Source organism: Pseudoduganella sp. R-34, from assembly GCF_049904655.1.
In the GTDB taxonomy this organism is placed as follows: domain Bacteria; phylum Pseudomonadota; class Gammaproteobacteria; order Burkholderiales; family Burkholderiaceae_D; genus Rugamonas.
In genome coordinates this window covers 6,176,854-6,190,026 of sequence record NZ_CP184572.1, presented here as the reverse complement: position 1 = coordinate 6,190,026, position 13,173 = coordinate 6,176,854, and the positions used below count along the sequence as shown (strand labels likewise).

Sequence of the window (13,173 nt, the reverse complement as noted above, 5' to 3'; positions counted from 1 at the left end):
AGGGGGATCAGTGTTTTCATGGCCGCCATTATGGTAGTCTCCATCGCCTGATGATTGGAAAAACGCGACAAATCGAAACTGAGCCGCGCGGCATCCTGGTGCCGCATATCAAGGTGGGCTCATTCTGCCATGAACGCATGGCGCCCAGCGCCGCGCTGGCGGAATGGGTCGAGCATTACTGGTTCGTCGGCTGGGACATGCAGGGCCATCCACCGCAGCAGCAGGAAACGCTGCCGCATCCCAATGTGCACCTGGTGATCGAGAATGATACGGACGGCGTGTACGGCGTGCATACGGCGCGCTACACCAAGCTGCTTGCGGGACAGGGCTTCGCGTTCGGCATCAAGTTCAGGCCGGGCGGTTTTCGTCCCTTCTTTGGCCGCGCAGTCGCGGAACTGTCCGACCGGCGTGTCGCGCTGGCGCAGCTGTTCGGCGCCGGCGGCGAACAGCTGACGCAGCAGCTGCGCGCCTGCGCAACGTCCGCCGATGCGGCGCCCTCTGCGATGGCTGCCCTGGCGGAAGCTTTTCTCCTGGCACGCCTGCCCCGGGCGGATGAAGACGCAGGCCGCGCGGCAGCGCTGGTGGCTGCCGTGGCAGGCAATCCTGCGCTGCTGACGGTGGACGCGTTGGCCGAACAGGCGGGCATCAACAAGCGCGCCCTGCAGCGCCTGTTCCAGCAATACGTTGGCGTCGGTCCGAAATGGGTGATCAAGCGCTATCGCATGCACGAAGCCGTGGCCCGGCTGCAGGCCGGCACCGCCCCGGCGCTGGCCCAGCTCGCGCTCAGCCTGGGCTATTACGACCAGGCCCACTTCATCAAGGATTTTGCTGCGCTGGTGGGCAAGCCGCCGGGGGAATACCTGCGCCAATTGCCGCCGCCCGCAGCACGATAGTCCGGGCCAGCTTATCGCCGAGCCGCCTGCGGCGCTCGCCCAGGATAAACAGGGCATCGAGAATGAAGATCAGATGCGTGGCGTTGCGCAGTATTGAGCTGGGCAACGATATCGGGCCTTCGTCCGACGCGCGGACGACCCGCAGCCCCAGCAGGCGCTTGCCTGGGCTGAGGCCCGGGCCGGCATCGCGCAGCAGCAAATAGGTCCAGCTGAGGACTTCAAAACTGCTTGCCGGGAGGGCGGCAGTTTCCCCGTCGCGTGTCCCCAGCAGGCAGGCGGCCGCCAGCAGCCAGGCCGCGAAGTCGATGCCGAAGGCCAGCATGCGCTCGCCCAAGCTGGCCATGCGTTCGGACTCTGCGAAGGCGTCGGCATCACGGGCCGCCTGGTCGGCCAGTACCTGTTCGATCGTGGCGGGCGTGACGCCGCGCGCGGCCAGAAGCTGCATCACGACAGCTTTGGCGTCGTCGCGCAGGTCAAGGCGCAGGTGCCCCAGCAGCGCTTCGGTATCGAGGCGTTGGCAATGTTCGCGGAAGGTCATTGTTCAGGTGGAGAAGTGGTCGAAGCTGGACAGCTCGAGTGCCAACGGGGCGCCGGATGCATCGGTCCAGCGCAGGCCGGCAGCGTCCTCGATGCGGCCGATGCGGGTGACCGGGGTGCCGCATTCTGCGGCGGCGGCGAGGATCGCCTCGCGCCGCGATGCGGGCGCGGTGAAGCAGATCTCGTAGTCGTCGCCACCGGCTGCGGTAAAGGCGCGGCGCAGCGCCTGCGGCTGGGTCGCCAGCACCGGGCCGGCCGGCAGCGCGTCGGCATTCAGGGTGGCGCCCACCCGCGACTTCTCGAGGATATGGCCAAGGTCGCCCACCAGCCCGTCCGAGATATCGATGGCGGCATGGGCCAGGCTGCGTTCGGCCAGCAGCGCGCCCAGGGCCACGCGCGGCGTCGGCGTATGCATGCGCGTGCCGGCCGCGGCCAGCTGCTCGGCCGGCAGCGCCAGTTCGCCCAGGTAGCCGGCCAGGGCCAGGCGCGCATCGCCCAGGGTGCCGGACACCCAGATATCGTCGCCGGGACGGGCGGCGCTGCGGCGCAGGGCGCGTCCCGGCGCCACTTCGCCAAACACGGTGATGCAGATATTCAGCGGCCCCTTGGTGGTGTCGCCGCCGATCAGTTCACAGCCGTGCAGGTCGGCCAGCGCGAACAGGCCGCGCGAGAAACCTTCCAGCCAGGCGCGTTCGGCGGCCGGCAGGGCCAGGGCCAGGGTAAACGCCACCGGACGGGCGCCCATCGCGGCCAGGTCGGACAGGTTGACAGCCAGGCTCTTGTGGCCAAGGCGCTGTGCATCTTCGCCGGCAAAGAAATGCCGGCCCTCGACCAGCATGTCGGAAGAAATGGCCGTCTGCATCCCCGCCGACGGCGCCAGCAAGGCGCAATCGTCGCCGATGCCAAGGGCAGCGCGTCCGGGCAAGGGACGGGCGAAGTATTGTTTGATCAGGTCGAATTCGGAAAGCATCCCGCCATTCTAGCGGGGTAGCGTGGCTTCGTCCTTAGTTTGGCTTGTCGCGCAGGTAAATCCAGGTGCCGCCCGAAGCCAGTGCCGCCATGGCAAGCAAGGCAACATAACTGGAATCTTGCGGGGTGAAGAAGAGGGCGACGGCAGTCGCAGGGAACAGGACGCCGGACAGACGGGACCAGGAATGCCAGATTGCATCACGCATGGTATTTTCCTTCCGTAAAGTGCCAGTAAATCCAGTCTATGCAGGAAAATGCTATATGTAAAGTTGCTTTCGCCGAAAATTGCAAGCAAATGCGATTTGGCGCAACTAGATTTTAAGGTCTCGTGCCGCAAGTCAGCATTGTCGCCGGGGCGACAGTTTATTAGCTTGATTGGGAGAAAAATCCCGGGCCGCAAGACGATTCTTAATCGGAAGGCAATGGAAACCGATGAAAATTCGGGATTGGTAAAAATACCTACGTTAGAGCAATCCCTCTATCTGCTAGAATCGGAAGCTTTCGGACATAGGATAGAAGGGGCAGTACAGCATGGATTCGGGATCTGACAAAAAAGAAGAACTTCGCCAACAACTGCGCGCCGCCGCACTCGAATACCACGAGTGCCCCAAGCCAGGCAAAATCAGCGTCTCCCCCACCAAGCAACTGACCAACCAGCGCGACCTGGCGCTGGCCTATTCGCCGGGCGTGGCTGCGCCATGCGAAGAAATCGTCATCGACCCGGCCAACTCCTATAAATACACCGCGCGCGGCAACCTGGTGGCCGTCATTTCCAACGGCACCGCCGTGCTGGGCCTGGGCAATATCGGCCCGCTGGCGTCCAAGCCGGTGATGGAAGGCAAGGGCGTGCTGTTCAAGAAGTTCGCCGGCATCGACGTGTTCGACATCGAAATCAACGAGTCCGACCCGGACAAGCTGGTCGACATCATCGCCTCGCTGGAACCGACCTTCGGCGGCATCAACCTGGAAGACATCAAGGCGCCGGAGTGCTTCTACATCGAGCGCAAGCTGCGCGAGAAGATGAAGATCCCGGTCTTCCATGACGACCAGCACGGCACCGCCATCATCGTCGGCGCAGCCATCCTGAACGGCCTGAAATACATCGGCAAGGACATCAGGAACGTCAAGCTGGTGGTGTCCGGCGCCGGCGCGGCGGCCCTGGCCTGCCTGGACCTGATCGTCGACCTCGGCTTCCCGATCGAAAACATCCTGGTCACCGACCTGGCCGGCGTGGTCTACAAGGGCCGCACCGAGCTGATGGACCCGGACAAGGAGCGCTTCGCACGCGACACCCCGCACCGCACCCTGGCCGACTGCATCGAAGGCGCCGACATCTTCCTCGGCCTGTCCGCCGGCGGCGTGCTGAAGCAGGACATGGTCAAGCAGATGGCGCCGAATCCGCTGATCCTGGCCCTGGCCAACCCGAATCCGGAAATCCTGCCAGAGGACGTGAAGGCGGTGCGCGGCGACGCCATCATCTGCACCGGCCGTTCGGACTACCCGAACCAGGTCAACAACGTGCTGTGCTTCCCTTACATCTTCCGCGGCGCGCTTGACAGCGGCGCCAGCACCATCACCCGCGAAATGGAGATCGCCGTGGTGCACGCGATTGCCGACCTGGCCCACGCCGAGCAGTCGGACATCGTCGCCACCACCTACGGCATCGCCAACCTGGCCTTCGGCCCGGAATACCTGATCCCGATGCCGTTCGACCCGCGCCTGCTGACCAAGATCGCCCCGGCCGTGGCCAAGGCGGCGGCCGATTCCGGCGTGGCCACCCGTCCGATCAAGGACCTGGAAGCCTACGCCGACAGCCTGCAGCAGTTCGTCTACCGTTCCGGCACCTTCATGAAGCCGGTGTTCGCGGTGGCCAAGCAGACCCCGGCCGACATGAAGCGCATCGTCTACGCCGAAGGCGAGGAAGAGCGCATCCTGCGCGCGGTGCAGGTGGTGGTCGACGAGAAACTGGCGCGCCCGATCCTGGTCGGCCGTCCCGCCGTGCTCGATGCGCGCGTGCAGAAATTCGGCCTGCGCCTGAAGCAGGGCGTCGACTACGACGTGATCAATCCGGACTTCGACGAGCGTTACCGCGACTACTGGAAGGCTTATTACGAGCTGACCGCGCGCAAGGGCGTGACGCAGGAATACGCCAAGCTGGAAATGCGCCGCCGCCATTCGCTGATCGGCGCCATGATGATCAAGAAGGGCGATGCCGACGGCATGATCTGCGGCACCTTCGGCACCACCCAGCTGCACCTGCACTACATCGACCAGGTGCTGGGCCGCCGCCCGGGCGCCTGCGTCTACGCGGCGATGAATATCCTGGTGCTGCAGGACCGCCAGCTGGCGCTGGTGGACACCCACGTCAACGAAAACCCGAACGCCAACGAACTGGCCGCCATCACCATCATGGCCTCGGAAGAGATGAAGCGCTTCGGCCTGGTGCCGCGCGCGGCGCTGCTGTCGCATTCGAACTTCGGCTCCTCCAACAGCGAATCGGCGCAGAAGATGCGCGCCGCGCTGGACCTGGTGCGCCAGCGCGCGCCGGACCTGGAAGTGGACGGCGAAATGCACGGCGACACCGCGCTCGATTCCAAGCTGCGCCACAAGCTCTTGCCCAACACCACCCTGAAGCAGGACGCCAACCTGCTGGTGATGCCGAACATCGACGCCGCCAACATCGCCTATAACCTGGTCAAGACCGCCGGCAACGGCATCGCGATCGGCCCGATCCTGCTCGGCTGCGCCGCACCGGTGCACATCCTGACCCCGTCCGCCACCGTGCGCCGCATCGTCAACATGACGGCGCTGTGCGTGGTCGACGCGGTGTCGGAACGCGCTTAAGGAGGCCGGCCATGATGGTCGACCTGCTGCTCGCGGTAGTGCACCACCTGCTGGCCTTCGGCATCGCCGCGGCCATCACGGCCCAGCTGGTGCTGGTGCGGCCGGGCATGCAGCCGCCGGCCGTGCAGCTGGCGGCCAAGTACGACATCGCGCTCGGCGTCATGTCGCTGTCGCTGGTGGCGATCGGCTTTGCGCGCGTGTTCTTCGGCGCCAAGGGGGCTGCGTTCTACCTCCACAACCACGTGTTCTGGACCAAAGTGGTGCTGTTTGCCGTCATCGGCCTGCTGTCGATCAAGCCGACCCGTGCCTTCCTGCGCTGGCGCAAGGCGCAGTCGGCCGACGCCGGCTTCGCACCGGAAGAGGTGGAAATCCGTGCGGTCCGCAAAACCCTGATGACCGAGATCCATCTCTTCGCCCTGCTGCCGATTGCCGCCGCCGCCATGGCGCGTGGCTACGGCTACGCCTGAACGCCGATACGCGGCAGTACCCTGGGCCGGTCCCGGCCCGGGCCGCAATACGTCCCGCTTGCGCGATATGGTGCCGCCGCCCGGCGATGGCCTGGCTGGCGCGCCTGGTGCTGCAGCAAAAAAGGGAGGGAACAGCGGGAATCCGGGAAGCCTTGCGGATGCCACGGCGTGCGCCGAAGCGCATAGGGAAGCAGGCGTTAGTAAGAAGAGATGGTGCCCGAGGCCGGAATCGAACCGGCACGCCTTGCGGCGGCGGATTTTGAGTCCGCTGCGTCTACCAATTTCACCACTCGGGCCACTTAACGCGACACGCATTATTACCGATTTGCCACCGCGCGGCAACCCTGCAGCAAATATTTAAGCTATGGGCTGCGGTGTCCAAATTGAAAAAAATGAGCGCCCGGCCAGCTTTCCAAGGGAAACAGCGGGGCGTAGGATGGACCAAGTCGAAGAGACAGGGCGGTCGCCACAGGGGCCGCCGCAAGCTTGCTCCCACGGCGCCCAGCCTACCGGCCGCAGCGCAGGGCACCAGGTTTGGACTGCCGACGCGGGTGCACCCCACCCGCCACGGCCCCGGGCGTCCTCCCAGATTCGGGCTAGGGCGCGCCCCGGACTGCCATGCCGCACTGACGGCAAGTCCTCCAGGCCATGATTGCAGTTCGTCCGCGCAGCATGCGTTCTATTCCACGGGACGCGCGCCTGCCGATGTCGGTCGCTCGCCTTGTTGTGCAGCGCTTCCGCCCTGGCGGGGGACGATCAGCCGAAGACCGAGATGTTCGCGGTCGCGCCGGGTGCGCTGGTGACCGCTGCCGGGACGCGCGTCGAATTCAGCAGCGACGGCGCGGATGTCGCCATCCGCAACTTCGAGAAACTGTCGCTGGCTGCCGCCCCGGGCGAACGCAATATCACAGTCATCGCTTCGCGCTGACGCGGCTTACGCTGCCTGCTGCAGGGGCGCCGGATCGAGGCGCTCCTCCAGCAGCGCGAAGATGGCATCCTTCGACAGCACATAGCGCTCCATCAGGTCATCCTTGATGGATTCCATCACCGCGCGATAGTCGCGCATGGCGGCCAGTGTGGTGCTGTACAACTCGTCCGCCTTGGCTTCCACCTGCACCAGGGTGTGCTCGTCGCCGGTCTCGCCGCGCAACTGGCTGTAATCGAGCTTGGAGCGCGAATACATCGACAGGCGGTTGACCATCATGTTGAGCATCTTGGTGGCCTTCTCGATATCGTTCTGGCTGCCCACGGAAATGCCGCGCGCGCCGTAGAACAATTCTTCCGCCGCCACGCCGCCGTACAGCTGCATGACGTCGCGCTCCATCTCTTCCAGCGTGCGCAGCGACATGTCGTCGCCGGCCGACAGCACATAGCCCAGCGCGTTCATCTTCGACACCGCTTCGGTGGAAATCTTCAGCAGGTGCGATTTTTCCTTCACCTCGGCCAGCGGCATGCCGGCGCGCAGGTAAGGGTCGATCTGCATGAAGAAGTGGCCCAGCTCGTGCAGGGCGATGCGCTCGCGCTGGCGGGTCTTCTCGGCCGTGGTGGCGCGGTCGGTCAGGCCGATGGTGGCGCGTTCGAAGGCGCGGAACATCAGGTCGGTATTGATCACGCATTTTTCCTGGATCGAGATCATGGAGGCGCGGTCGACCACGGTTTCCAGCAGGGCCGGGCTGAGGTTGGCGGTGATTTCCGCCACCTGGTCCAGGTCCATGGCGTTCCAGTCCACCAGGCCATCTTGCTTGCGCTTCAGGAACGATTCCAGCAGCGCGCGGCGCTCGCCCTTGTTCGGCAGGCGGAAGTTGATCTTCACGCTGAAGCGGCGCAGCATGGCTTCATCCATCGCGGTCGAGGCATCGTCGAAGTTGGACGCCACGATCCAGATCACGCCCTGGCCCTGTTCGCTCTTCACGCCGTCCAGCAAGCCCAGCAGGGTATTCGCGGTATCGTCTTCCCATTTCTTCTCGCCGCGGCCGCGCGGCATGAACAGCGCCTGCGCCTCGTCCAGGAAGATGATGCAGTTGCCGCGCGCGCAAGCCTTCTTGTACAGCGCATTCAGGGCTTTCGAGCCGCCGCCGACGTAGCCCGATTCCAGCGCCGAACCGGAAGCCTGGATCAGCGGATAGCCCAGGCGCTTGGCCAGGTAGCCGGCCAGCTTGGTCTTGCCGGTGCCGGCCGGGCCGGTCAGCATCACGTTGAAGGGCTTGTCGATATTGTGCTGCTTGTAGACTTCGCGGTTGCGGATCATGTCTTCCAGGTGCAGCACTTCCTGCTTGATGTCTTCCATGCCGATCAGGTCGTCCATCGACCCCTTGAGCTGGTCGGGCGTGATCACCGACGCGTTCATGCCCATGCCCGGCACGCCCCACTTCAGCACGAACAGCACCAGGCCCACCACGAAGATGTCGAAAGCATGGCGCTTGAGGAAAGCTTGCACGCTGGCCCACTGGCCGCCGTCGTCCAGCAGCACACCCTTGTGGGCGGCCAGGTAGTCTTCTTTCGCAATGGCGTAAGGGATGTTATTGCGCAGCAGGACTTCGCGCTCCAGGCTCTGGTGCGAGGTGCTGGGCACCACCACCACGTGCAGGGTGGCGTCGCCCTTGAACTTGTAGACATAGCGCGGCGAATCGGCCAGCGGGCGGGCGATCAGCAGGTAGTCCAGCTTGTCGCGCTGGGCCACCAGGGCCGTGATTTCACCGATGTTCTGCGAGCGCAGCACCGGCGCGGCATCCTGCGCCACGTCGCCGCGCAGCAGCGCAAAGGCGAGGGCGGCGGTAGCCAGCAGCACCAGGGTGATGCGCACCAGGGGGTTCTTGAGGGCGAGTTGGAGCTTGTAGATATTGAACATAGGCCATTCAAACGCAAGGTTTTGTGGTGGGCCTATGGCCGGCGGCGTATGCCTCGGCTGGCCCCAGTGTTGTCAGGAATGCCGTACGGCAACATTCCACATATGGTGACTATAGCGCGTAATCCAAGCACGCGTTCGCCACGCCTCAAAAAAACTTTAGTTGCGCAACAGTAATAATCGACAAGTTATTTGCCGGCTTGCCACTGATCGTATTTCTTTTCCAATCTTGCAAACGTGCCGTCCTTGCGCATGGCATCCAGCGCTGCATTCATGCGGCCAATCATGGCGTCCGGCACGCTCGGGTTGCAAGCCAGGTAGACCTTCACGTGATGGAAAGTCAGGACCGGCACCAGCGCTTCCGGCGCGGCAAACTGCGCCAGGGCGCTGAGGTCGTTGTTGCGCACGCCGACCGCCCACAGGTCGATGCGGTCGAGCATGAGCTTCTTCGGGTTGGAAGCGTTGTCCGGCGCGCCATCGACTTCGAAGCCGCGGGCGCGCAGGAATTCGTCGCGCGCGTCGCCGTGATAGGTGCCGATGCGCAGCTTGCGCGCATCGTCCAGGCTGTGCACATCGTATTTGCGGCCGGCGCGCCCCATCAGCACCCATTCCGCTTCATCGGTGGGGCCGACCCATTTGAACTGTTTTTCGCGTTCCGGGGTGCGCGAAGTGGAATACACGCAGGTGTAGGGATCGCGCTGCGCCATGGTGAAGGCGCGCTTCCACGGCAGCACGTCGATGGTGTAGGCATAGCCGCTGCGGGCCAGCATTTCGCGGATTTTTTCGCCCTCGCGCCCGACCACTTGGTCGCCGACCTTCATGCTGGCCGGCGGCGAATGCTCGGCGGTGATCACGAGGGGCGGGGCTGCCAGCGCCGCGGCAGTTCCCATCAACATTGTCAGAATCGCCAGCCCTGATACCATGCCTACCTCTTTGCTATCCTCAACCACAGGATAGCAGGGAGGCGGGCCGGCGGACAATCAGTTGGCGTGCACCGTGCGGCGCTTGAACAGGCGGAAACGCTCGCTGCGGTCCGAGGCGCGGCGCCCTTCCCAGAGCTGTTCCCACTCGGCGCCCGGCTGTTGCTGGTAGGCACGAGATTTGATGCTATCTTGCAACAACATGACTTCGCAGCGGCGCTGTTCGACGCCGTTGAACGGCATCTTGCCGAAGAAGGCGAAGGAGGCGCGCTGGGCCGGGGTGACGTTGCTCTGCACGCAATCGGTGCCGGGCGGCAGGACTGCCGCCGCTTCGCGCGCCACGCTGGCGTAGCTCTTGCTGTAGTTCACATGCGGCAGGAATAGCGTCATCAGCAGGATCCAGATCAGGATCAGGCCGCCGGACGACAGCACCACGGCCCGCCACAGCACGGCCGGGCGGCGCGACAGGCGCCAGTGCACCAGCACGAACCAGCCGGCGCTGGCGCACAGGCCGACCAGCAGCGACAGCCAGCTCACTTCCGGCGTGAAGCCCGGCAAGAGCTTGAGCACATTATGCGCCGGCTTGGCCGGCCAGCCGGTCAGCTGGGCGTAATAGAAAATCCACAGCACGGCAGCGCACAGGGTCAGCACCATCACGCTGAACCAGTCGATGGCGTTGATGGCGCCGCGCTTCATGGTCAGCAGGCCGAAGGCGGCCATGATGGCCAAGGGCGGCAGCAGCATCAGCAGGTGGCCCTGTTCGGGAGCCGGGTTGATCAGCACCAGCAGGGTGGCTACCGTGACGAAGGTGGTCGGCACCACGATGTGCAGCAGGTTGCTCTGGCGCCGCCAGGCCCACACGGCCCAGGCGGCAAACGGCCAGGCCGGCCAGAAGAACCAGACCCCGACGCGCAAGAAGGTGCGCAAGCCTTCGAACCCGCCCACCGTCAACTGGGCCTCGTTCCAGGCCATCCAGGCAGCCAGCGGCGCCTGGCCGTAAGGACGGGCAAGCAGGGCGGGCACGGCCCACACGGCGGTCACGCCGGCAGCCACCGCCACGGCAAAGGCCAGGTCGCGCAGCGAACGGGCGGCCGGCATGGCCAGGAAGCGGGTGCAGGCAAACAGGGCGACCACCAGGGCGGCCGGCACCACCCAGCCGCGCGTCAGGGTCAGCAGGCCCAGCGCCAGGCCAGCCAGGGCGGCATTGCGCAGCGAAGGCAGTTCCATGTAGCGCACGCTGCGGTACAGGGTGAGCGCCAGCAGCGAGACCTGCAGCGGTTCGGCCGTGGTCTCGTGGCTGTGCACCAGCAAGCCCAGGCAGCCGAGGTAGATCAGCACGGCGGCATCGGCCAGGGTGCGGCCGAAATCGTCCGGCTCCGGCTGGCCGCCGAAGGCCAGGCGCAGCGGCTGCGCTTCCGGGCGCCGGCCCAGGTTGAAGGTGGCATACCAGACCGCCATCACGCCCAGCAAAAACACGCCCAGGGTGGCCACGCGCGCGCCCAGCACGTCGCCGATGGCCCAGCCGAACAGCTTGATGCCCAGCGCCCCGAGCCAGAACGCCAGCGGCCCTTCATCGGTCACCGACAGGCCGGCGATGTTCGGCCACAGCCAGTCTTGCCAGGCGCCATGCGCCATGGTCCACATCACGCCGAAGCTGGCCGCGTCATCGTTCTTCCATGGTTCACGCCCGATCAGGCCCGGCAGGATGTACAGCAAGCCCAGGGCGAAAAACGCCCAGCGGGGCAGGGTGCGGGTGGCGGCGGCGGGAAGACGGACTGGCTTCATCGGTCAGGGCTTATTCTTTGGAAAGCTGGAGTATGACGGGTAAAAAGAAAAAAGGCAGCCGCGGCTGCCTTTTTTTCGCTGCGACGGGGATTAGCCGTTTGCAACTGCGGTCTTGGAACCGACTTTGCCGAACTTCTGGCGGAACTTTTCCACGCGACCGGCGGTGTCGACGATCTTGTGCTGGCCGGTGAAGAATGGGTGCGATTCGGAGGAAACCTCGATCTTCACCAGTGGGTACTCTTTACCTTCGTGGGTCGCGGTGTCGCGGGTCTGGATGGTCGAGCGGGTGATGAACTTGAAGTCGCAGGACACGTCGTGGAACAGGACTTCGCGGTAATCTGGATGGGTATCAGCTTTCATGCTTTTCTCTCAATGTTGGTAGCCAAACAGCACTTCGTCGGTCCTTACTGCCTCTCGACCCGATTGCCGATCACTTGCCAGGGTTTAACGGAACTCGCGATTATACATCAAACCCGGTAAGGCGGGGTACGACCCAAGGGTCGGACCCCAGGTGTGCAAAAGCCGGGGATTAGGGTTGCCCCCGGCCGTGAGACCGTACGGGGTCTGACCCTGCGGGTCAGACCCCGGTTTACCGGTTTTGGCGGATTAGCCGCCGCGCCGCATCATCTCGAAGAACTCGCCATTGTTCTTGGTGGCGCGCATCTTGTCGAGGATGAACTCCATCGCCTCGATCTCGTCCATCGAGTACAACAGCTTGCGCAGGATCCAGATCTTCTGCAGCTGGTCGGCCTTGATCAGCAGCTCTTCGCGGCGGGTGCCCGACTTGTTCAGGTTGATGGCCGGGTAGACGCGCTTCTCGGCCAGGCGGCGCTCCAGGTGCACCTCCATATTGCCGGTGCCCTTGAATTCTTCGTAGATCACATCGTCCATGCGCGAACCGGTTTCGATCAGCGCGGTGGCGACGATGGTCAGCGAGCCGCCTTCTTCCACATTACGGGCGGCGCCGAAGAAGCGCTTCGGACGCTGCAGCGCATTGGCATCCACACCACCGGTCAGCACCTTGCCCGACGCCGGGATCACGGTGTTGTAGGCGCGCGCCAGGCGGGTGATCGAGTCCAGCAGGATCACCACGTCCTTCTTCATTTCCACCAGGCGCTTGGCTTTTTCCAGCACCATCTCGGCAACCTGCACGTGGCGGGTGGCCGGTTCGTCGAAGGTGGAAGCCACCACTTCGCCGCGCACCGAGCGCTGCATCTCGGTAACCTCTTCAGGACGTTCGTCGATCAGCAGCACGATCAGGGTCACGTCCGGGTGGTTGGTGGTGATGGCGTGCGCGATATGCTGCAGCATCACCGATTTACCGGATTTTGGCGAAGCCACCAAGAGGCCGCGCTGGCCTTTGCCGATCGGCGCCACCAGGTCGATGATACGGCCGGTGATGTTCTCGGTGCCGGTCATGTCGCGCTCGAGGCGCAGCGGCACGTTCGGGTGCAGCGGGGTCAGGTTCTCAAACAGGATGCGGTGCTTGGACGCTTCCGGCGATTCGCCGTTGACCTTGTCCACCTTCACCAGGGCGAAGTAACGCTCGCCATCCTTCGGGGTACGCACCTCACCCTCGATCGAATCGCCGGTGTGCAAGTTGAAGCGGCGGATCTGGGACGGGGAAATGTAAATATCGTCGGTCGACGCCATGTAGGAGGCGTCCGGCGAGCGCAGGAAGCCAAAGCCGTCAGGCAGGACTTCCAGGGCGCCGTCGCCGAAAATCTGTTCGCCGGCCTTGGCGCGTTTTTTCAGGATCGCGAACATCAGTTCCTGCTTGCGCAGGCGGGCCGCATTGTCGATATCGAGGCTGATTGCCATTTCCAGCAAAGCTGAAACGTGCATAGCCTTAAGTTCAGAAAGGTGCATAGCTGTTTGAGTGTCCCGTGACGGGAAAGTAAGGGTAGGGGAGG

General features: G+C 64.3%; 12 protein-coding genes and 1 tRNA gene. 4 read left to right on the top strand and 9 right to left on the bottom strand.

The window, feature by feature from the left end; genetic code table 11:
- The first annotated feature begins 50 nt into the window (after nucleotides 1-50).
- Complete coding sequence (locus ACN9MW_RS28495; protein ID WP_426165251.1) at nucleotides 51-893, top strand: AraC family transcriptional regulator; 843 nt, start codon at nucleotides 51-53, stop codon at nucleotides 891-893.
- On the opposite strand, the gene ACN9MW_RS28490 is transcribed toward ACN9MW_RS28495, so the two are convergent.
- From ACN9MW_RS28490 to ACN9MW_RS28480, 3 genes are read right to left on the bottom strand one after another with little or no spacing between them, the layout of a single operon-like run.
- The gene (locus tag ACN9MW_RS28490) at nucleotides 817-1,431 is read right to left on the bottom strand and encodes an RDD family protein (RefSeq protein ID WP_426165249.1); all 615 of its coding nucleotides are present in this window, start codon (nucleotides 1,429-1,431) and stop codon (nucleotides 817-819) included. The two genes, ACN9MW_RS28495 and ACN9MW_RS28490, sit on opposite strands and share 77 nt — an antisense overlap.
- 3 nt (nucleotides 1,432-1,434) lie before the next feature.
- The gene (gene thiL, locus ACN9MW_RS28485; RefSeq protein ID WP_426165247.1) at nucleotides 1,435-2,400 is read right to left on the bottom strand and encodes a thiamine-phosphate kinase; all 966 of its coding nucleotides are present in this window, start codon (nucleotides 2,398-2,400) and stop codon (nucleotides 1,435-1,437) included.
- Between the two features lie 34 nt (nucleotides 2,401-2,434).
- Entirely contained in the window at nucleotides 2,435-2,605 is a 171-nt protein-coding gene (locus tag ACN9MW_RS28480; protein ID WP_426165245.1) for a hypothetical protein, read from the bottom strand.
- A gap of 325 nt (nucleotides 2,606-2,930) precedes the next feature.
- Here ACN9MW_RS28480 and ACN9MW_RS28475 point away from each other — a divergent pair, with 325 nt between their 5' ends.
- Both ACN9MW_RS28475 and ACN9MW_RS28470 read left to right on the top strand, forming a co-directional pair.
- Nucleotides 2,931-5,243 carry an NADP-dependent malic enzyme gene (locus ACN9MW_RS28475; protein WP_426165243.1) on the top strand — a complete coding sequence of 771 codons (2,313 nt, stop codon included), beginning with the start codon at nucleotides 2,931-2,933 and terminating at the stop codon, nucleotides 5,241-5,243.
- Nucleotides 5,244-5,254: 11 nt separating this feature from the next.
- Nucleotides 5,255-5,710, top strand: a complete 456-nt coding sequence (locus tag ACN9MW_RS28470; protein WP_426165241.1) for a DUF2214 family protein — start codon at nucleotides 5,255-5,257, stop codon at nucleotides 5,708-5,710.
- A 211-nt stretch (nucleotides 5,711-5,921) separates the two neighbouring features.
- Here ACN9MW_RS28470 and ACN9MW_RS28465 read toward each other — a convergent pair.
- Nucleotides 5,922-6,006 (bottom strand) — tRNA-Leu (locus tag ACN9MW_RS28465).
- A 476-nt stretch (nucleotides 6,007-6,482) separates the two neighbouring features.
- Here ACN9MW_RS28465 and ACN9MW_RS28460 point away from each other — a divergent pair.
- Entirely contained in the window at nucleotides 6,483-6,638 is a 156-nt protein-coding gene (locus tag ACN9MW_RS28460) for a hypothetical protein (RefSeq protein WP_426165239.1), read from the top strand.
- 6 nt (nucleotides 6,639-6,644) lie between these two features.
- On the opposite strand, the gene ACN9MW_RS28455 is transcribed toward ACN9MW_RS28460, so the two are convergent.
- The 5 genes from ACN9MW_RS28455 to rho all read right to left on the bottom strand — a co-directional run bounded on the left by ACN9MW_RS28455 (nucleotide 6,645) and on the right by rho (nucleotide 13,129).
- Entirely contained in the window at nucleotides 6,645-8,558 is a 1,914-nt protein-coding gene (locus ACN9MW_RS28455) for an AAA family ATPase (protein WP_426165237.1), read from the bottom strand.
- A 185-nt stretch (nucleotides 8,559-8,743) separates the two neighbouring features.
- Complete coding sequence (locus tag ACN9MW_RS28450) at nucleotides 8,744-9,451, bottom strand: substrate-binding periplasmic protein (RefSeq protein ID WP_426165235.1); 708 nt, start codon at nucleotides 9,449-9,451, stop codon at nucleotides 8,744-8,746.
- Between the two features lie 84 nt (nucleotides 9,452-9,535).
- On the bottom strand, nucleotides 9,536-11,260 hold the full coding sequence (locus ACN9MW_RS28445) for an ArnT family glycosyltransferase (protein WP_426165233.1): 1,725 nt from the start codon (nucleotides 11,258-11,260) through the stop codon (nucleotides 9,536-9,538).
- A gap of 90 nt (nucleotides 11,261-11,350) precedes the next feature.
- Nucleotides 11,351-11,620: a type B 50S ribosomal protein L31 gene (locus ACN9MW_RS28440; RefSeq protein ID WP_130310288.1), complete on the bottom strand. Its 270-nt coding sequence runs from the start codon at nucleotides 11,618-11,620 to the stop codon at nucleotides 11,351-11,353.
- 246 nt (nucleotides 11,621-11,866) lie between these two features.
- A complete protein-coding gene (gene rho, locus ACN9MW_RS28435) occupies nucleotides 11,867-13,129 on the bottom strand; it encodes a transcription termination factor Rho (RefSeq protein ID WP_130310289.1) in 1,263 nt (420 codons plus the stop codon).
- Nucleotides 13,130-13,173 lie beyond the last annotated feature (44 nt).

Coding starts and splice junctions, on each gene's coding strand:
- ACN9MW_RS28495 (WP_426165251.1), top strand. CDS start 51: ATGATTGGAAAAACGCGACAAATCGAAACTGAGCCGCGCGGCATCCTG.
- ACN9MW_RS28490 (WP_426165249.1), bottom strand. CDS start 1,431: ATGACCTTCCGCGAACATTGCCAACGCCTCGATACCGAAGCGCTGCTG.
- thiL (WP_426165247.1), bottom strand. CDS start 2,400: ATGCTTTCCGAATTCGACCTGATCAAACAATACTTCGCCCGTCCCTTG.
- ACN9MW_RS28480 (WP_426165245.1), bottom strand. CDS start 2,605: ATGCGTGATGCAATCTGGCATTCCTGGTCCCGTCTGTCCGGCGTCCTG.
- ACN9MW_RS28475 (WP_426165243.1), top strand. CDS start 2,931: ATGGATTCGGGATCTGACAAAAAAGAAGAACTTCGCCAACAACTGCGC.
- ACN9MW_RS28470 (WP_426165241.1), top strand. CDS start 5,255: ATGATGGTCGACCTGCTGCTCGCGGTAGTGCACCACCTGCTGGCCTTC.
- ACN9MW_RS28460 (WP_426165239.1), top strand. CDS start 6,483: ATGTTCGCGGTCGCGCCGGGTGCGCTGGTGACCGCTGCCGGGACGCGC.
- ACN9MW_RS28455 (WP_426165237.1), bottom strand. CDS start 8,558: ATGTTCAATATCTACAAGCTCCAACTCGCCCTCAAGAACCCCCTGGTG.
- ACN9MW_RS28450 (WP_426165235.1), bottom strand. CDS start 9,451: ATGTTGATGGGAACTGCCGCGGCGCTGGCAGCCCCGCCCCTCGTGATC.
- ACN9MW_RS28445 (WP_426165233.1), bottom strand. CDS start 11,260: ATGAAGCCAGTCCGTCTTCCCGCCGCCGCCACCCGCACCCTGCCCCGC.
- ACN9MW_RS28440 (WP_130310288.1), bottom strand. CDS start 11,620: ATGAAAGCTGATACCCATCCAGATTACCGCGAAGTCCTGTTCCACGAC.
- rho (WP_130310289.1), bottom strand. CDS start 13,129: ATGCACCTTTCTGAACTTAAGGCTATGCACGTTTCAGCTTTGCTGGAA.